This is a genomic window from Amycolatopsis sp. Hca4, from assembly GCF_013364075.1.
Lineage (GTDB): Bacteria > Actinomycetota > Actinomycetes > Mycobacteriales > Pseudonocardiaceae > Amycolatopsis.
In genome coordinates, this window is the sequence record NZ_CP054925.1 from 4468102 (window position 1) to 4485949 (window position 17848).

General features: G+C 71.2%; 13 protein-coding genes. 7 read left to right on the forward strand and 6 right to left on the reverse strand.

Annotation, left to right across the window (positions count from 1 at the left end; all coding sequences use genetic code 11):
* Positions 1-15: 15 nt before the first annotated feature.
* A complete protein-coding gene (locus tag HUT10_RS19505; RefSeq protein WP_176172538.1) occupies positions 16-1587 on the reverse strand; it encodes an alkaline phosphatase in 1572 nt (523 codons plus the stop codon).
* A gap of 31 nt (positions 1588-1618) precedes the next feature.
* Positions 1619-2275: a hypothetical protein gene (locus HUT10_RS19510; protein ID WP_176172539.1), complete on the reverse strand. Its 657-nt coding sequence runs from the start codon at positions 2273-2275 to the stop codon at positions 1619-1621.
* Positions 2276-2387: 112 nt separating this feature from the next.
* Here HUT10_RS19510 and HUT10_RS19515 point away from each other — a divergent pair, with 112 nt between their 5' ends.
* From HUT10_RS19515 to HUT10_RS19525, 3 genes are all read left to right on the forward strand, one after another.
* On the forward strand, positions 2388-5324 hold the full coding sequence (locus HUT10_RS19515) for a BTAD domain-containing putative transcriptional regulator (RefSeq protein ID WP_176172540.1): 2937 nt from the start codon (positions 2388-2390) through the stop codon (positions 5322-5324).
* A 407-nt stretch (positions 5325-5731) separates the two neighbouring features.
* Complete coding sequence (locus HUT10_RS19520) at positions 5732-6955, forward strand: hypothetical protein (protein ID WP_176172541.1); 1224 nt, start codon at positions 5732-5734, stop codon at positions 6953-6955.
* A gap of 213 nt (positions 6956-7168) precedes the next feature.
* Complete coding sequence (locus HUT10_RS19525) at positions 7169-8395, forward strand: glycoside hydrolase family 88 protein (RefSeq protein WP_176172542.1); 1227 nt, start codon at positions 7169-7171, stop codon at positions 8393-8395.
* 36 nt (positions 8396-8431) lie between these two features.
* Here the strand turns inward: HUT10_RS19525 and HUT10_RS19530 are convergent, their stop codons facing one another.
* Entirely contained in the window at positions 8432-8887 is a 456-nt protein-coding gene (locus HUT10_RS19530; RefSeq protein WP_176172543.1) for a DUF4396 domain-containing protein, read from the reverse strand.
* 269 nt (positions 8888-9156) lie between these two features.
* Here HUT10_RS19530 and HUT10_RS19535 point away from each other — a divergent pair, with 269 nt between their 5' ends.
* On the forward strand, positions 9157-10173 hold the full coding sequence (locus HUT10_RS19535; RefSeq protein ID WP_176172544.1) for an autoinducer 2 ABC transporter substrate-binding protein: 1017 nt from the start codon (positions 9157-9159) through the stop codon (positions 10171-10173).
* A 7-nt stretch (positions 10174-10180) separates the two neighbouring features.
* Here the strand turns inward: HUT10_RS19535 and HUT10_RS19540 are convergent, their stop codons facing one another.
* Positions 10181-11470 carry a hypothetical protein gene (locus tag HUT10_RS19540; RefSeq protein WP_176172545.1) on the reverse strand — a complete coding sequence of 430 codons (1290 nt, stop codon included), beginning with the start codon at positions 11468-11470 and terminating at the stop codon, positions 10181-10183.
* A complete protein-coding gene (locus HUT10_RS19545; protein WP_176172546.1) occupies positions 11467-12231 on the reverse strand; it encodes a DUF4239 domain-containing protein in 765 nt (254 codons plus the stop codon). The genes HUT10_RS19540 and HUT10_RS19545 overlap by 4 nt, the downstream gene beginning before the upstream one ends.
* A 411-nt stretch (positions 12232-12642) precedes the next feature.
* Here HUT10_RS19545 and HUT10_RS19550 point away from each other — a divergent pair, with 411 nt between their 5' ends.
* Genes HUT10_RS19550 through HUT10_RS19560 form a run of 3 tightly spaced genes read left to right on the forward strand, consistent with a single transcriptional unit; the run spans position 12643 to position 16495 of the window.
* Positions 12643-14109 (forward strand): family 2B encapsulin nanocompartment shell protein, encoded by a 1467-nt coding sequence (locus tag HUT10_RS19550; RefSeq protein ID WP_176172547.1) that lies wholly within the window; start codon positions 12643-12645, stop codon positions 14107-14109.
* Positions 14106-15488 carry a family 2B encapsulin nanocompartment shell protein gene (locus HUT10_RS19555; protein ID WP_176172548.1) on the forward strand — a complete coding sequence of 461 codons (1383 nt, stop codon included), beginning with the start codon at positions 14106-14108 and terminating at the stop codon, positions 15486-15488. The genes HUT10_RS19550 and HUT10_RS19555 overlap by 4 nt, the downstream gene beginning before the upstream one ends.
* Positions 15488-16495 (forward strand): family 2 encapsulin nanocompartment cargo protein polyprenyl transferase, encoded by a 1008-nt coding sequence (locus tag HUT10_RS19560; protein ID WP_176172549.1) that lies wholly within the window; start codon positions 15488-15490, stop codon positions 16493-16495. Before HUT10_RS19555 ends, HUT10_RS19560 begins: the two co-directional genes overlap by 1 nt.
* Before the next feature lie 107 nt (positions 16496-16602).
* Here the strand turns inward: HUT10_RS19560 and HUT10_RS19565 are convergent, their stop codons facing one another.
* Complete coding sequence (locus tag HUT10_RS19565; RefSeq protein WP_176172550.1) at positions 16603-17733, reverse strand: CapA family protein; 1131 nt, start codon at positions 17731-17733, stop codon at positions 16603-16605.
* Positions 17734-17848: the final 115 nt, after the last annotated feature.

Here is a 17848-nt window from a genome sequence, read left to right on the forward strand (position 1 = left end):
TCACGCAGCGTAGCCTCAGACCTGCTGCAGGCCCGGCTTCCCGGCCTGCACCACGTAGCTGACGTCGTTCTTGATCACGACCGACGCCGGGTCGTAGACGCTGGTGTCCGAGGTGGTCATGAAGTCCGCCCGCATTTGCGCCGGAGTGGTCGTGACGCGGACGTACCCGCGCTCGCCCTTGCAGTACTTGACGTGCGGGTTGTTCGCGTACCAGGCCGCGCTGGGCGCCGAGGCGGTGTCGCTGTTGCTCGTCACCGACGTCGTGACCAGTTCCGAGCCGATGACCGGAGCACTGTGGTCGAAGTAGTCGAGCCGCAGGTCGGCGGCCCAGTGCCGGTGGACGTCGCCGGTGAGCACGACCGGGTTGGCGACCTTCCGGTCGACCCAGCCCTGCTGGATCCGGTTGCGGGAGGCCTCGTAGCCCTGCCAGGAGTCGTTGCTCTCGCAGGTGGCCTTGTTGCCGTCGGAGTCACGCGTGGCGAAGAAGACCTGCTGGCCGAGGAAGTCCCAGGTCGCCGGGTGCGACTCGAACTGCTTGAGCAGCCACGCCTCCTCCGTGGCACCGAGGATGCTGCGCGAGGTGCTGCGCATGTCGGCGCAGGCCGGGCCGGCGTCGCCGGAGGGGTCGGGCACCTGGGCGCTGCGGTACTGGCGGGTGTCGAGCATGTGGAAGCGGGCCAGGTTGCCCCAGACGAACTGCCGGTACAGCTGGATCGACGCGCCGTTGGGCTTGGCCGTCGAGCGGATCGGGGTGTTCTCGTAGAACGCCTGGAACCCGGCGGCCTTGCGCGCGGCGGTGGCGGGCGCGGTGGTGCCGTTCCAGTTGTTCATCACTTCGTGGTCGTCGAACACGACGATCCACGGCGCGATCGCGTGCGCAGCCTGCAGGTCGGCGTCGGTCTTGTGCTGGGCGTGGCGGGCGCGGTACTGCGCGAGCGTGGTGACGTCCTCGGTGAACGCGAGGCTGCGCGGGTTGCGCTCCTGCGCGGTCCGGCCCGACTTCTTCTCGTAGATGTAGTCCCCGAGGAACAGCACCAGGTCCGGGTCGTCGGCCACGATGCCCTTGTACGCGTGGTAGTAGCCCTCCTCCCAGTGCTGGCAGGAACTGAAGCAGTACTTGAGCTGGTTGACCGCGGCACCGGCGGCGGGCGCGGTGCGCGTCCGGCCGACCGGCGAGATGTAGCCGGCGGTCTTGAAGCGGTAGAAGTACTCCCGCGCGGGCTGCAGGCCCACCGGCTCGATGTGGACGCTGTGCGCGGCCGCGCGGAGCGCGCTCGCCTGGCCGCTCTGCACGATCGAGGTGAACGCCTCGTCGTTCGCGATCTCCCAGTCGACCGCGTAGGTGGCGTCCGGCATGCCGCCGAAGCCGTCCGGGTTGAGCGGGGCGGGCGCGAGCCGCGTCCACAGCACGACGCTGTCGGGCAGCGGGTCGCCGGAGGCGACGCCGAGCTGGAACGGATCGCGGATGGTGGGGGCGGCGGCCGTGGTGCGGGCGTTCGCCCACGACGGCAACGCCGCCGAAGCCGCGGTGGCGGTGACCGCGGCGAGCCCGCCGAGGAGCACCTTGCGCCGGTTGACCTGACCCATGGGAAAGCCCTTTCTCGTGGTGGACGCGCGGTCAGGCCGCGAAGTCGGTGATGCCGTCGCTGCAGGACTTCAGGTCGGGCTTGGCGGTCGTGTAGTTCGCGACGCACACCTTGTAGTAGACCCAGCCGCCGTGCGGGACCGTGACGGCCTTGTCGACCTTCGTGCCCTCGCCGCCGGAGTTCCAGACGTAGAACGGCCCGGCGCCGCCCTTGAGCCAGTACGCGACCACGGCGGAGTAGCCGTCGGAATTCGTGTCGTAGACCAGGAAGTGCGAGTCGGACGAGCGGTACTGCGCTTCGCCCGCGCAGGCGTCGGCGCACTGGCCGCTGCCCGAGCCGACGCCGCAGTCGGGTGCGACCCGCGTGTCGGAGTTGGTGAAGACGTAGGTGTCCGAGATGTACCCGCCGAGCGCGGGCACGTAGTCCCACAACGTGCCCGTCCCGTAGGGACCGGTCACGGACGAGCCGTTGACCTGGCAGTCGATGGTGACGGTGGCGCCGTTGGCGACGGTTTTGACGGCCGTGGCGGCCGTGGTGGGTGCCCGGCGGACGTTGAGCGGGTCACCCGCGGTCTTCACGGTTCCGCTCGCCGCCGCCGACGCTTCGGCCGCGCCGCCGGCCAGGAGCGCGCCGACCGCGGCCAGTACCAGCCCGGAGCCGGCGATACGCCGGAGTTTCGAACGCTTCATGGCGGCAGCGTCGCCCGCGGCCGTACACGTTCCGTACAAAGCGCGCACGTGTGTGCTCAGACACTCCGAATGGATCTATCCCGTGCGCCGGACGGGTCCTAGAGTCCGGGACATGGGGGAACTCATCGGGCAGGTTGAGACCACCTCGCTTACCATCCGCGTCCTCGGTCCGCTGGAGGTCACCGCCGCCGGGCGGGTGATCGCCCTCGGCGGGCCGAAGCCCCGGCTGCTGCTGGCCGCGCTGGCCCTGCAGCCGAACGTCGTCGTCTCGACCGACGTCCTGGTGGAAGTGCTGTGGCCGGAATCGGCGCCGCGGTCGGCCGCGGCGAACATCCGCACGTACGTGCATTCGCTGCGAAGACGCTTCGCCGAGATCGACCCCGCCCTCGGCGAGCGGATCAGCAGCCGGGCCTCCGGCTACCTGCTGACCGCGTCGCCGGAAGAACTGGACCACCTCGCCTTCGCCGCGCTGGCCGGCGAAGCGCAGGAAGCGCTCGACGGCGGTTCGGCCGAAGGCGCCCTCAAGCTCCTCGACCGGGCCGACGCGCTGTGGCGCGGTGAAATCCTCGAAGGCCTGCCGCACGACCACAGCTGGGGCGCGACCGTCGCCCGGCTCGCCGAACTGCGGCTTTCGGTGCAGGAACAACGGCTCCGCGCGCGGATCGGCCTCGGCCGCTCCGGTGAGGCCATCGCCGAGCTGCGCGGCCTGGTCACCGAGCACCCGCTGCGCGAAGAACTGTGGGCCCAGCTGATCGTCGCGCTGCGCGCCGCGGGCCGGACCGGGGACGCGATCGAGGCGTACGAGTCGGCCGAGCGGGTGCTGCGCGAGGAACTCGACGCCGAACCGGGCGTCCGGCTGCGCGAACTGCGCGCGACCCTGGTCCCGGACGACGTGCTCGTCCCGGCGCGGGCCGCCGAGGTCGCCCCGGTCTGCCAGCTGCCCCTCGACCTGCCGGACTTCACCGGCCGCGACGCGCTGATCCACGACGTCGTCACCCTGCTCCAGAAGAACGCGGACTCCGGTACGCCCGCCGTGATCGTGCTGTCGGGCGCGCCCGGCGTTGGCAAGTCGGCGGTCGCCGTCCGGGTCGCGCACGCGGTCCGCGACGAGTTCCCCGACGGGCAGCTGCACGTCGACCTGGCCGGCACGTCGTCGTCGCCGCGGGCGCCGATGAGCGTGCTCGCGGAACTGCTGCGCACGCTCGGCATCCCGGACGCCGGCCTGCCGCGCGAGCTGGCCGAGCGCTCGGCGCTGCTGCGCTCGCGCCTGGCCGGGCGGCGGATGTGCGTGGTGCTCGACGACGCCGGCAGCGAGGCCCAGGTGCGGCCGCTGCTGCCCGGGGCCGGGGCGTGCGGGGTGCTGGTGACCAGCCGGATCCGGCTGCCCGGGCTCGCCGGCGCGAAGCCGGTGGACGTCGACCTGCTGCCCGAGGCCGAGGCCGCGCGGCTGCTGCAGGGCATCGTCGGCGCCGAGCGGGTGGCGGCCGAGCCGGAGAGCGCCGCGGCGATCCTGCGCCAGTGCGGGCACCTGCCGCTGGCGATCCGGGTGGCCGGCGCGAAGCTGACGCACCGGCCGGGCTGGACGCTGCGGCTGCTGGCCGACCGGCTGGGCGACGAGCGCCGCCGGCTCGACGAGCTGCGCGTCGGCGACCTGGCCGTCCGCGCGAGCGTGACCCTGTCCTACGACCTGCTGCCGATGTCGGCGGCGACGGCGTTCCGCGGGCTGGGCCTGCTCGGGCCGGTCCAGTTCCCGGCCTGGGCGCTCGCGGCCGTGCTGGGCCGCCGTGACGCCGACGACGTCCTCGACGTGCTGGTCGACGGCCACCTCGTCGAGCTGGTCGGCTCCGATTCGGCGGGCCAGCCGCGCTACCGGCTGCACGACCTGCTGCGCGTGTACGCGGTCGAACTGGCCGAGCGCAGTGACGCGGCGAAGACCCGCGCCGGCCTGCGGCGGGTCCTGGAGGGCTACCTGGGCCTGGCGCTCGAGGCGGCGCGCCGGATGCCGCTGCACTTCTTCGGCGCGTACTGCGACGACGAGCTGCCCCGGCCCGCGGTGCCCGCCGACGTCCTGCCCGAGGACCCGGCGGCGTGGTTCGCGGCCGAGCGGCACACGACCGTCGCGGCGGTCTCGCTGGCCGCCCAGCACGGGTTCGACGACCTGGCCTGGCAGCTGGCTTCGGCGCTGACGCCGTACTTCGACCTCCGCGGCCCCCAGGACGACTGGCACAGCACGCACCTGGTCGCACTGGCCGCGGCCCGCCGGACGGGTTCGGAGCGCGCCGAGGCGATCGTCCAGCGCAACCTCGGGCAGTACCTGCTGTACCAGGACGAATACGCCGAGGCCAGGGTGGCGTTCGAGGAGTCGAAGAAGCTGTTCGACGCGGTCGGTGACGCACAGGGCGTCGCCGTCGCGCTGACCGGGCTGTCGACGATCCTGCGCATCGAAGGCGAGGACGAGCTGGCCCTCGACCACTGCCACGAGGCACTGGAGCTGTTCGCCGAAGCCGACGACCCGAACGGCGAAGCGGTGGCCCGCCTGGGCGCGGGAGCGGTCTGGATGTCGCGAGGGTGCTACGCGGTGGCGAAGCGCTGGATCACCGACGCACTGGAACTGACGGCCTCGATCGGCGACCGCCACCGAGAGGCCCACGCCCTCAAGCGCCTGGGGCTGTTGTTCCAGCACCAGGGCAACCTGGCGGCGGCCCGAGAGCACGTCGACCGGGCGATCGCGATCTTCACCGCCCTCGGCGACGACCACTGCGTGGGTTACGCCAACCAGAACCTGGGCGAGCTGTGCCTGCACAGCGGCGACTTCGCCCACGCCCAGCTGCTGCTGGTGAACTCACTGGCGGTCCACCGCCGCAACGGCGACCGCCGCTCGGAGGCCGAGGTTTCGCAGCTGCTGGGCGAACTGCACCGGGCGCTGTCACAGCCGGAGCGGTCCCGGGATTATTCGGAGCGGGCCCTGACGATCTGGCGGGAGTTGTCGACACGGCCGAAGGAGCCTGCGGTCGCAGTGGAGGACCGGGCGCACATAGCGTCAGCGTGAGGCGGTCCGCAAGACCGCGGGGCCACAAGAGAGCGGTCCGCAGGACCGCGGCCCACCAGACAACGGTCCGCAGGACCGCAGTCCACCGGACAACGGTCCGAAGGACCGCGGAGCCACCGGACAACGGTCCGAAGGACCGTCCCGGCCACACCCCCCCTGCCGACCCGATACGCAGCCGCTTCAGCGGCCGGCAGGCCTTGTCAAGGCACGCTTTCCCGCCTTGACAAGGCCTGCCGGCCGTTGAACAATCCGGCGTTCGGGCCGGCGGGGGAAGCCACGGCAGAGCAATCCGGCAAGAACAGCAAAGCCGCGGCAAACCCCGCACAATCCCGTTGTACGGATCATGTACGCCCGACAGTCACTCTTCTCCCACCTTCGAAACAACAGGTGTGAGAGGAGAACCGGGGATGATCCGGATCATGAAGGCCGGCCGCGTGACCGCGGCGGTTCTGGCCGCCGGAGCGGTGACGGCGCTGGCCGGAGCCCCCGCGCAGGCCGCGACGGCACCGTCCACGACGAACTGGACCGCCGATCTGTCCACTGTGGACCAGGACGACGTCAACGTCACCGGCCAGGGTGGCACGCTCACCCTGGCCGACGCGGCCTGGCACAGAACCTCCAGGGTGTTCGCCGGCAGCGAGGGCAGCCTGCTCACCGCCGGGCACCGGCTCGGCTCGGCCGCGAACCGCGTCAGCGCGGAACTCACCGCCGACACGCCCCGGGGCACCTCGGTCGACGTCGACGTCCGCGGGCGGACCGGGGTGAACGACTGGACCGAGTGGACCCCGGCCGGCACCGCGCTGAAGTCCGCCGTGAACGAGGTGCAGGTGCGGATCAGCCTGCACAGCACCACCGACGGCGTGCGGCCCTCGGTCAAGAGCGTCGCGCTCAGCGCCGACAGCGTCCCGCAGGCCAGCGCACTGGCCGCCGGCACCGAGCTGACCTACAAGGTCTTCGGCACCCGCGAAGGCCTGCCCGGCGGGACCACCGCCAACGGCCACGTCATCACCAGCCGGGACCACTTCGTCGCGCTGCCGTCCGGCAAGGCGCTGGCGCCCAAGGGCACCGGCAACTACTCCGTCCGCGTCTGCCGCACCGACGGCAGCAAGTGCGAGTACGCGCCGGTGTGGGACGTCGGCCCGTGGAACGAGCAGGACGACTACTGGAACCCGTCGTCGGTGCGGACCAAGTTCAAGGACCTGCCGCAGGGCCAGCCCGAGGCGTATGCCGCCTACCACAACGGGTACAACGGCGGTAAGAGCGGCCTGGGCTACAAGGTGCAGAACCCGGCGGGCATCGACCTCGCCGACGGCGTGTTCTGGGACGGCCTCGGCATGTCCGACAACGGCAACGTCAACGTCACCTACCTGTGGACCGGCTCCGGCCCGACCGGCGTGGTCAGCACGGCGGGCGACCCGATGAACGTCCGGGCGAGCGCGAGCACCTCGGCCGCCATCAAGGGCCTCGCGGCGAACTACGCCAAGGTGAACATCGAGTGCTACGTCGAGGGCGACACCGTCACCGGCAAGTTCGGCACCGGCAACATCTGGGACCGGATCGGCCCCGGGCACTACGTGTCGGACACCTACCTGCAGACGGGTTCCGACCAGCCGGTCGCCCCGCACTGCTGAAAATCGTCGCGCGGATGACTGCCCTCACCCCCGCGACCACAGCGAAGGCCCGGTGTACCCCGCCGGGCCTTCGCCCATTTTCCGGGTTATTCCGCTCACCGGGACCGCAATTCACAACCGTGAACAGACTTCCGCCGGGTGTACAACGGACTGTCCATCGTGCAAAAATTCCGGGCACTTTCCTCCCACGGATTCACGGAATGGCGGGTACCTGTGAGCGTTTCCCGGAGAACCCTGCTGACCACCGCGGCCGGTGCCGCGGTCGCGGTGGGCGCCAGCACCTCGACGGCCGCCTCCGCGGCCACCCCTGACCAGGCCTCGGCCACCCGGACGCTCCGCCAGGCGGCCGATTACGCGGTGGCCAAGCTCCGCGCCGTGGCGCCCGGCGTCACCGCGTTCCCGGTCGGCACGAAGTTCGAGAAATGGACCTATTCGCAGAACGGCGACTGGGTCGGCGGATTCTGGCCCGGTCAGTTGTGGCTGGCCTGGCTGCACAGCGGCGAGGAACAATTCAAGACCCTCGCGCTGGCCTCCGCGGAAAAGCTCGCGCCGCGCCAGAACGACACGGGCACGCACGACCTCGGTTTCCTCTTCTACCCCTCGTGGGTGACGGCCTGGCGGCTCACCGGCGACGAGAAGTGGCGGGCCGGCGCGGTGCAGGCGGCGTCCTCGCTGATCAAGCGGTACAACCCGGCCGGCCGGTTCATCCGCGCCTGGGGTGCGCTGTCCGATCCGAACAACGCCGGCCGCGTCATCATGGACACGATGATGAACCTCGACCTGCTCGCGTTCGCCAGTGCGCAGACGCAGGACCCGAAGTACCTCGAAATCGCCGTCGCGCACGCCAAGACGGTGCAGCGGAACTTCCCGCGCCCCGACGGGTCCACCCCGCACGTGTTCGACTTCGACCCGGTCACCGGCGCGCCGATCGGGCCGAACACCGTGCAGGGCTACAGCCCGGCGTCGTGCTGGTCGCGCGGGCAGGCCTGGGGCGTCTACGGGTTCACCACGATCCACCGGCGGACCGGGGACGCGGAGTTCCTGGCCACGGCCCGCCGGCTCGCGGACTTCGCGTTGTCCCGGCTGACGCCCGACCACGTCCCGGTGTGGGACTACCTGGCCCCGCAGGCCCCCGACGACGTCAAGGACGCGTCCGCGGGCGTGATCATGGCGTGCGGCCTGCTCGACCTGGCGGAACTGACGCACCGCCCGCACTACCGGGACAGCGCGCTGCGGATCCTCACCGCGATCTCGCGGACCTGCCTGACGACGAAGTCCGCCCGTGCCGAGGCGAGCGTCGCCCGCTGCACCCGCAACCGGCCCGCCGAGGACGGTGTCGAGGTGTCGCTCCCGTACGCCGACTACTACCTGCTGGAAGGCATCCTGCGGGTGCTCGACCGGCGCGGGCTCGACCGCGCGATCGACCTTTCCAGCCGGTAGCGGCGTCCGGGGAGGCCGCCACCTCCCCGGGCGCGCTCAGTGGTGGTGGTGCGCGTGCACCTTGGCGTGGCCGAGGCCGCGCCCGATCATCCACTTGTTGACCGGCACCGTGACGACGAAGGCGATCGCGAGCGAGAGCGCCAGTGACAGCCAGAACAGGGCACTGGCCAGCCCGGCGTCCATCGCCCCGGGAATCGCCACGACGACGGTGTTGTCGATCAGTTCCATCACCGCGATCGACACGGTGTCCGCGGCCAGCGCGACCTTGAACGCGGCCTGCAGGTTCATCCCCGACTTCAGCACGCCCCGCATGGTCAGGCCGTAGCCGAAGACGAAGGCCAGCGCGATCGACAGCACCACGGTCGCCGCGTTGTGCAGGCCGAACGCCGTGCCCAGCACCATGCCGAGCACCTCACCGATGGCACAGCCGGTCAGGCAGTGCAGAGTCGCCTGGATCGCCGTCGCCCACGAAGCTGCGTGCTGTTCGCTCATGCCTTGAACCATACCCCTAGGGGGTAACTGACGCACATTCCGCGCGTCACAGTCCCGCCCACCCCGGACAGACACGGATAGGCGGTTTGCTGTCACTCAAAGTAGCCACAACAGGGCGACCAGGGCATTTCCGGCGAAGCAGAACTCACTTCCGTAACCCTTTGCGCACATCCCGTTGACCACCGTTACCCGGAGCCCTACGTTCGCCCTTGGTCTCGACCATGCGCGGACCCATCGAACTGATCGAAAGTCCTGAGGAACGGGTGGGGATGCGAGGGCCGACGAAGACCTTCCGGCTGGCCGCGACGGCGACGCTGGTCGCGGCACTCGCGCTCGGGGGCTGCGCCGACCAGCTGGGCAGCGCCCCCGCGCCGGCGCCGACCCGGATCGAGTTCGTGCCCAAGGTCGCCGGCATCCCGTACTTCCAGGCGATGGACAACGGCGGCCTCGAGGCGGCGAGGCAGCTGGGCGTGGCGTGGCACTCGACCGGCCCGGCGACCGTCGACCCGGCCGCCCAGGTGACCATCCTGCGCGACCTGATCGCGAAGAAGCCCGACGTCATCGTGGTGGCCCCGAACGACCCCGCCGCGCTCGCCGGCGTGATCGCCGAGGCCAGGGCCAAGGGCATCCACGTGCTCACCTCGGACACCGACGCGCCGGGCACGCAACGCGAGGTGTTCGTCAACCAGGCCAGCGCGCAGGGTATCGGCACCGCGCTGGTCGACGCCCTGATGGCGAAGACCGGCGGCGCCGGCCAGTACGCCATCGTCTCCTGCGGCAAGGCCGCGGCGAACCTCAACTCGTGGATCGCGGTCCAGAAGGAGTACGCGGCCAAGCACTACCCGAAGGCGGAACTCGTCGAGACCGTGTACGCGGGCGAAGACGAGGACACCGCGACAGTGCTGGCCAAGCAGCTCATGACCGAGCACCCCGGCCTGACCGGGCTGATCGGCGAGTGCACGACCTCCGCGCCCGGTGTCGCAAAGGCCGTCGGCGACGAGCAGAAGATCGGCCGGGTGTTCACCGTCGGCGTCGGGACGCCGCAGGCCATCAAGCCGTTCCTGCTCGACGGCTCGTGTTCGCAGTCGGTGCTGTGGAACGTCGAGTCGCTGGGTTACCTGACCGCGTGGACGGCGAAGCAGATCGCCGACGGCAAGCCGCTCCAGGCCGTCAACAAGGTGAGCCTGGAGCTGCCGGCGGTGAAGTACGACCCGGCCACGAGGACCGTCCTGCTGGGCGATCCCCTGCTCATCACCGCCGACAACGTCGACCAGTTCAAGTACTGAGCACGCCTCACCGGTGCCGGCGCCCGTGCGCGGCCGCCGCGCCGCCGCCGAGCACGAGGATCAGCGCCGTCAGTCCCCAGCGCCGTTTCTCTTCGGTCCGCTCGCCGGTGTCCCTGACCACCGGCTCGGCCTTGTCCGTCGGCCGCGCGCGGGGCGTCGACGGCGGGGGCGGCGGAGGCAGGGCAGCCGGCGTGGGCGTCTGCACGCGCGGCGGCGGCGGGGGTGCCGGCTCGGGAGTCGGCGGCACGACGACGGGCCGTTCCACCGGCGGCGGCTGCGCCGGCGGTGGCGGCTCCGGGGCCGGGGTGACCGGCGGCTCGGTCGAGGGTGGCGGCGTCGGTGACGGCGTCGGCGACTCCTGCCCCGGTGGCGTCGTCGGCGGAGGCGAGGACGTCGTCGGCGGGGGCGGGGGCGGGGGCGTCTCGGCCAAGCACCCGGCCGCGTCGCCGCTCACCAGCGGCGGCCCGGTCGCGACCTCGGCGGCCGGGCTCGAGCCGTCGCGCAGCAGGCGGTACGTGACGCTGCGCGGCCCGTCGTGGTTGGCCGTGGCGTAGATCGTGCCGGGGGCCAGCACCACCGACCCGTACGCCCCGCCCTCGGGGAACCGGAGGCCGGGGACCACCGCGACCTGCCCGCTCGACGGGTCGAGGGTGACCACCGAGTTGTCCCCGCGCGAAGTCACCGAAACGCCGTAGAGGAGGCCGTCCGCCGGGTCGAAGGCGAAGTCGTCGACACCGACGGCAAGCGAGACCGGCCGCAACGCCGTCCGGTGCACCACGCGCAGGTAGTCCTGGCCGGCCGGATCGATGTCCACTGTGTACAGATCGCTGTTCTGCCGGACGTACCAGCGGTTGCCGTCGATCGCGCCCGCGGTGGCCCCCGTGACCAGGCTCCACACGGGACGCCGCGCGCCCGCGCGGCCGATCACGCCGAGGTCGGTGACCACCCCGGCGGCGTCGATCCGGACCGCGTGCGCGCCGTGGCCGTACCGGCCGGCGCGGGTGCCGTCGGCGACGCCGTAGACCACGTTCTGCGCGGCGGAGTAGCCCATCGCGTTGATCCAGTACCCGGCCTGGCTGATCCGCTTGGTGACCCCGCCGGGCAGGGACAGCAGCCGCAACGTCGTCGGCGCGCCGTCGCGTTCGTTCTCCGCCTGGAGAACCGTGCAGCCGCCCGGCTCCCCGGCCACAGCGAGCCGGGCCTTCGGGGGCGCGAGCCAGCCCGTCGCCGCCAGCAGCGCCGAGGCCGCGGCCGCCACGCCGAACGCCGCCACCCAGCGGGCGCGCGTGCCGGTCAAGCCAGCCTGGCCAGCGCCGAGGTGAACGCCTCGGGGGGCACGCTGACGCCGCCGCTGAACGGGTTCTGCAGCTGGTGGATCGCGAAGAGCAGCAACGTGATCGTGCCGGCCAGGGTGGACACGATGATGATGTGCGCGGCCAGCCGTGTGCCGCCGAACAGGTTGGGCAGCAGGATCGCGGTGATCAGGCTGCCGAGGATCAGGGCGAACCAGACGACCGGGCCGACCCCGCCGGCCCCGGAATGGTTCAGCCGCTGCTGGCGGGCCTGGTAGACCGACCACAGCTGGTTGCTGGCCTCGGTCTTGCGGTCCAGCAGCCAGTCGTCGTCGGACGGGGCCTCCGCGACCGCGTGGCGCATCTGGTCGAGCTCCGTCGCGCCGGTGGCCGGGACCTCGCCGCCGTCGGCCAGGCGCGGCCATTCCTGTTCCTCGACCGTGCGGGCGTAGGCGGCGGCGAGCTGGTGCACCCGGTCCTTGGTCTCGGCCGGCAGCGCGTCGGCCGCCCAGGTGGCCGCGACCAGGCTGTCGGCTTCGGTCTGCGCGTTCTGGCTGACGTTGTTCACCGAGTCGTACAGCGAGATGAGCACGAAGGCGAGCAGGACCGCGTGCAGCCCGCCGACGATGGTGAACACCTGGCCGGCGGCGTCGTTGTTGTCAGGCCTGCCTTCGTCCCAGCCGAACCGGCGGACCAGGTAGGCGACCACGCCCGCGACCAGGGCCGCGCCGGCCACCCAGAGACTGCCGGCCACGAAGATGTTCATCCGGGTCCTTTCGCCCGCGGAAGGCGGGAAGCACTGCCCGGCATTACTCGGGCCGGGTCCGCTCAAGTTAGCCACCCATTTCCGGCCGGACAACAGAGGGTCCGGAATTCATCCGGGTGGCCGCACCGGCGTCCCGAAAGTCGCCGATTCGGCGCAGCTGAAACGGGTACCCGCGGGCGCGCCGTCTCGCTGGGCGATCACGGATCGCGCTGCCGGGCAGGGATCCTCACGACCGAGTGACGTCCGCGGACAGCCGGTGACCACCGGCGCCGAAGATCGCCGGACAATGATCAAGTCCTCCGCCCGGCAATTACCCCGGTGACCCGATCGTGTCATTGTGCGCCCCGGCGCGGTTGCTATGTTGATTTCGCGCCGCCGCGAAACCGCGCGCATATCAGCAAATAGCAGGTCATGACCGGCGTGCCGGCCGGCGGGCACGTGCCGAACGCGAATGATTGGGTGGTCCTCGTTGTGACTGTCACCGACCCGGTGGGATCCGAGCAGGCGCCGTCGAGCCTGGGGCGGGCGGCGGCCCGGACCCTGGCCACGACGACCAAATCGGTCCCGCAGATGCAGGGCATCTCCTCCCGCTGGCTGCTCAAAGTACTGCCCTGGGTCGAGGTCTCCGGCGGCGCCTACCGCGTCAACCGCCGCCTCTCCTACGCGGTCGGGGACGGCCGGGTCACCTTCACCACCACCGGCGCCCAAGTCCGCGTCATCCCCCCCGAACTCGGCGAACTCGCCCCCCTGCGCGGCTACGACGACGAGACCGTCCTCACCGAACTCGCCGACCGCTTCACCCAACGCGAATACGCCCCCGGCGACGCCCTCGTCGAATTCGGCTCCCCCGCCGAAGAAGTCTTCCTCCTCGCCCACGGCAAGATCACCAAAATCGGCACCGGCGCCTACGGCGACCACGTCGTCCTCGGCACCCTCGCCGACGGCGACCACTTCGGCGACACCACCCTCACCGACCCCGACGGCATCTGGGAATACACCGCCAAAGCCGTCACCACCTGCACCGTCCTGACCCTCCCCCGCAGCGCCTTCCAGGACATCCTCGACCGCTCCGAAACACTGCAGGCCCACCTGGCCGACTACCGCGCCCGCGGCGCCACGGCCAGCAACGACCACGGCGAAGCCGAAATCTCCCTCGCCTCCGGCCACGACGGCGAACCCGTCCTCCCCGCCACCTTCGTCGACTACGAAACCCGCCCCCGCGAATACGAACTCTCCGTCGCGCAGACGGTGCTGCGGGTCCACTCCCGCGTCGCCGACCTCTACAACCAGCCCATGAACCAGATCGAACAACAACTCCGCCTCACCGTCGAAGCACTGCGCGAACGGCAAGAACACGAACTGGTCAACAACCCCGACTTCGGGCTCCTGCACAACGCCGACTTCGCCCAGCGCATCCCCACCCGCACCGGCCCACCCACCCCCGACGACCTCGACGCCCTGCTCACCCTCGTCTGGAAAGACCCCGCCTGCTTCCTCGCCCACCCCGCCACCATCGCCGCCTTCGGCCGCGAATGCACCAAAGCCGGCATCTACCCTGCCAGCGTCGACCTCGCCGGCCACCAAGTCCCCTCCTGGCGCGGCGTCCCCCTCCTGCCCTGCAACAAAATCCCCGTCACCGACACCCGCACCAGCTCCATCCTGCTGATGCGCACCGGCGAACAAGCCCAAGGCGTCGTCGGACTGCACCAAACCGGACTCCCCGACGAATACCAGCCCGGCCTCAACGTCCGCTTCATGGGCATCAACGACCAAGCCCTCATCTCCTACCTCGTCTCCGCCTACTACTCCGCCGCCGTCCTCGTCCCCGACGCCCTCGCCGTGCTGGAAGGCGCCGAACTCGGACGGGAAATCGCGTGACCGTCACCGAGGAGTCGGTGCAGCTCTCGCTCAGCGTCCGCGCCGCGCGGACGCTGAGCACCACCACCAAAACCCCGCCGCAAATGCGCGGCATCACCACCCGCTGGCTGCTCACCCAGCTGCCCTGGATCGACGTCCCCGCCGGCTCCTACCGCGTCAACCGCCGCCTCACCTACACCCTCGGCGACGGCAAACTCTCCTTCTACACCACCGGCACCCGCGTCCACGTCATCCCCGCCGAACTCACCGAACTGGCGTTACTGCGCGACTTCGGCGACGAGGCAGCGTTGGAGGCGTTGGCGGAGGCGTTCGAGCAACGCGAATACGAACCCGGCGCCACCCTGTTCACCGCCGGCACCCCACTGGACACCCTGTTCCTCATCGCCCACGGCAAAATCACCCGCCACCGCGCCGGCCCCTACGGCGACGACCTCCACCTCGGCACTGCCACCGACGGCGACCACTTCGGCGAAGAACTCCTCGGCCCCGAACCGGGTACCTGGACCTTCACCGCCCGCGCCGCCACCCGCGTCACCGCCCTCGTCCTGCCCGCCACCGCCTACGCCCGCCTCAACGGCCGCTCCGAACCCCTGCGCACCCACGTCGCCGAGGCGCTGGCCCGGCCCCGGAAACCCCAGAACCACAAAGGCGAAGCCGCCATCGACCTCGCCGCCGGACACGACGGCGAACCCCTGCTACCCGGCACCTACGTCGACTACGACCCCTCGCCCCGGGAATACGACCTGGCCGTCGCCCAGACCCTTCTGCGGGTTCACAACCGGGTGACCGATCTTTACAACCAGCCGATGAACCAGCTCGAACAACAACTCCGGCTCACCGTCGAAGCCCTCCGCGAACGACAAGAACACGAACTGATCAACAACACCGACTTCGGGCTCCTGCACAACGCCGACCTCAAACAACGGATCCCCACCCGGACCGGGCCGCCGACGCCGCTCGACCTCGACGACCTGCTCTGCCGACGCCGCAAAACCCGCTTCTTCCTCGCCCACCCCCAAGCCATCGCCGCCTTCGGCCGCGAATGCACCGCCCGCCGCATCTACCCCGACACCACCCTCCTCGACGGCAAACGCGTCACCACCTGGCGCGGAGTACCGATCCTCCCCAGCGACAAAATCCCCATCAGCCCAGCCGGCACCACCTCCATCCTCGCCATGCGCACCGGCGAAGACGACGCCGGCGTCATCGCCCTCCGACCCAAAACACTGCCCGACGAATACCAACCCGGACTCAACGTCCGACACATGGGCACCAACGACCAAGCCATCACCTCCTACCTCGTCAGCGCCTACCACTCCGCCGCCGTCCTCGTCCCCGACGCCCTCGGCATCCTCGACGACGTCCAGGTGGGCAGCTGATGACGACCATGAACACGCGGACCGCCGCTCGTCCGCTCACCGACGTCCTGGCGTGGAGCAAGGGACTCGTCGACCCGGCGCTGCGGGCGGCCGCCGAGCGGCTGCCGGAGACGATGCGGCGGATCGCCGCCTACCACTTCGGCTGGCAGGACGCCCAGGGACGGCCGGCCGTCACCGACGGCGGCAAGGCGCTGCGGCCGGCGTTGGTGCTGCTGTGCGCGGAAGCCGCGGGCGGGGAGGCGGCCGATGCGGTGCCCGCCGCCGTCGCCGTCGAGCTGGTGCACAACTTCTCGCTGCTGCACGACGACGTCATGGACGGCGACACGACCCGGCGGCACCGGGCGACGGCGTGGACGGTGTTCGGCACCGGGCCGGCGGTGCTGGCCGGGGACGCGTTGCTGAGCCTGGCGTTCGAGGTGCTCGCGCCCAGCGGCGCGGCGAACGCGAAGGTGCTGTCGGACGCGACACTCGCCCTGCTCGAAGGCCAGGCCGAGGACCTGGACTTCGAGCAGCGCGACGACGTCACCCCCGCCGAGTGCGTGCGGATGGCGGAGGGCAAGACGGCGGCCCTGCTGGGCGCGGCCTGCGCGCTCGGCGCGGGCGGTGCGGAGCGGTTCGGTGCGTTCGGCCGCGCGGTTGGCCTGGCGTTCCAGCACGTCGACGACCTGCTCGGGATCTGGGGCGACCCGGCCGTCACGGGCAAGCCGGTGTACTCGGACCTGCAGAACCGCAAGAAGTCCCTGCCGGTGGTGACGGCCCTGTGTTCCGGCACCCCGGCCGGCGCGGACCTCGCCGCGCTCTACGCCCGGCCCGAACCCCTGGCCGAGACCGAGCTGGCCCACGCGGCGACCCTGGTCGAGGCCGCGGGCGGCCGCCAGTGGAGCCAGGCCCAGGCGGACGCGTTGCTCGCCAAGGCCCTCCGCGACCTCACCGCGGCCGCCCCACCTTCCCGCGCCACCGCCGAACTCGCCACCCTGGCCCGCCTCATCACCACCCGCACCCACTGAAGCCGTAACTCGCGTGCTCAGGAACGTGACTCGCGTGATTGAAGCCGTAACTCGCGAGATCCGGCTTCAATCACGCGAGTCACGGCTCTGATCACGCGAGTTGCGGGTTACGGGCCGGGGCGGGTGAGGCCGGATTTGGCTGCGCCGAGGCTCAGGATGTTCTTGTCCGTGTCCTGGAGGGCCTTGGTGACCGGGGGCGACGAGGGAGATGTCGACAAGTCGATCAGACGGATGGGAGCCTCGAGGCGGATCAGGGTCGGGATGTACTCGGCCTTGGCGACCTTCCAGCGGTCGCCGTCGCGGACGAAGCGGAAGCGGGCCGCCGCGCCTTCCTCCGTGTCGCCCTTGGGTTCCGAGTGGCGGGCGACGCTGTTGCCGAGCCCGTAGGCCACCCACTTGCCGCCGATCTTCTCGAACGGCTGGACCACGTGGGCGTGGTGGCCGACGATCAGGTCGACGTCGTCCGAGGCCAGGATCTTCTTGGCCTGCGAGCGCTGTTCGGCCGTCGGCTCGTGCTGGTACTCGACACCCCAGTGCAGGCTCGCGATGACGACCTGCGCCCCGGCCTGCCGGGCCTTGCGGGCCGCCGCCAGCACGGCGTCGACGTCGATCTGGTTGGCCAGCCACGGTTTCCCGGCCGGCACCTTGATGCCGTTGAAGCCGAAGGCGTACGACACCTGGGCGACCTTGACGCCGTGGACGTCGAGGATCAGCGGCTTCGCGGCCTCGCCCGCCGACCGCGCCGAGCCGGTGTGCTTGACGCCGATCGCGTCGAGCTTGTCCAGGGTGCGGGTGACGCCCTCGGCGCCCTGGTCGATCGTGTGGTTGGACGCCGTCGAGCAGGTGTCGTAGCCGATGTCCTTGATCGCGTCGGCGATCTCCGGCGGCGCGCTGAACGACGGGTACCCGCTGTACGGCCCGCCCTCCGGCGCCAGCGGCGTCTCGAGGTGGCAGATCCCGAGGTCCGCGCCGGAGATCAGCGGCTTGATCCCGGCCAGCAGCGGCCGGTAGTCGATCTTGCCGCCGCCGTCGGCCTCGGCCTGCTCGGTCAGCGCCGGGTGGATCAGGACGTCACCGGTGGCGACGACGCTGAACGACCCCTCGGGCGCGGCGGCTTCCGAAGACGAGGCCGCCGTCTCGGGGAACGGCGTGGGCGCCGGCCCCTGCTGCGGCGGGCTGCTGCACCCGGCCGCCAGGACGGCGATCCCGGCGAGCGCGGCGACGCGGTGCTTCCTCATCGGGTCCCCCTAACGTGGTCCGGCCATCCTGCCAGCCGGACGAATCGGGCAGCGAGGCCCTCCGGGGCCACCGTGAAACTTCCACCACAGTCGACAACACCGATCAGAACATTCG

Excerpts from the sequence above, each read along its gene's own strand:
- HUT10_RS19565 (WP_176172550.1), bottom strand. The coding sequence starts at position 17,733 with ATGAGGAAGCACCGCGTCGCCGCGCTCGCCGGGATCGCCGTCCTGGCG.
- HUT10_RS19535 (WP_176172544.1), top strand. The coding sequence starts at position 9,157 with ATGCGAGGGCCGACGAAGACCTTCCGGCTGGCCGCGACGGCGACGCTG.
- HUT10_RS19515 (WP_176172540.1), top strand. The coding sequence starts at position 2,388 with ATGGGGGAACTCATCGGGCAGGTTGAGACCACCTCGCTTACCATCCGC.
- HUT10_RS19510 (WP_176172539.1), bottom strand. The coding sequence starts at position 2,275 with ATGAAGCGTTCGAAACTCCGGCGTATCGCCGGCTCCGGGCTGGTACTG.
- HUT10_RS19530 (WP_176172543.1), bottom strand. The coding sequence starts at position 8,887 with ATGAGCGAACAGCACGCAGCTTCGTGGGCGACGGCGATCCAGGCGACT.
- HUT10_RS19550 (WP_176172547.1), top strand. The coding sequence starts at position 12,643 with ATGACCGGCGTGCCGGCCGGCGGGCACGTGCCGAACGCGAATGATTGG.
- HUT10_RS19505 (WP_176172538.1), bottom strand. The coding sequence starts at position 1,587 with ATGGGTCAGGTCAACCGGCGCAAGGTGCTCCTCGGCGGGCTCGCCGCG.
- HUT10_RS19560 (WP_176172549.1), top strand. The coding sequence starts at position 15,488 with ATGACGACCATGAACACGCGGACCGCCGCTCGTCCGCTCACCGACGTC.
- HUT10_RS19545 (WP_176172546.1), bottom strand. The coding sequence starts at position 12,231 with ATGAACATCTTCGTGGCCGGCAGTCTCTGGGTGGCCGGCGCGGCCCTG.
- HUT10_RS19520 (WP_176172541.1), top strand. The coding sequence starts at position 5,732 with ATGATCCGGATCATGAAGGCCGGCCGCGTGACCGCGGCGGTTCTGGCC.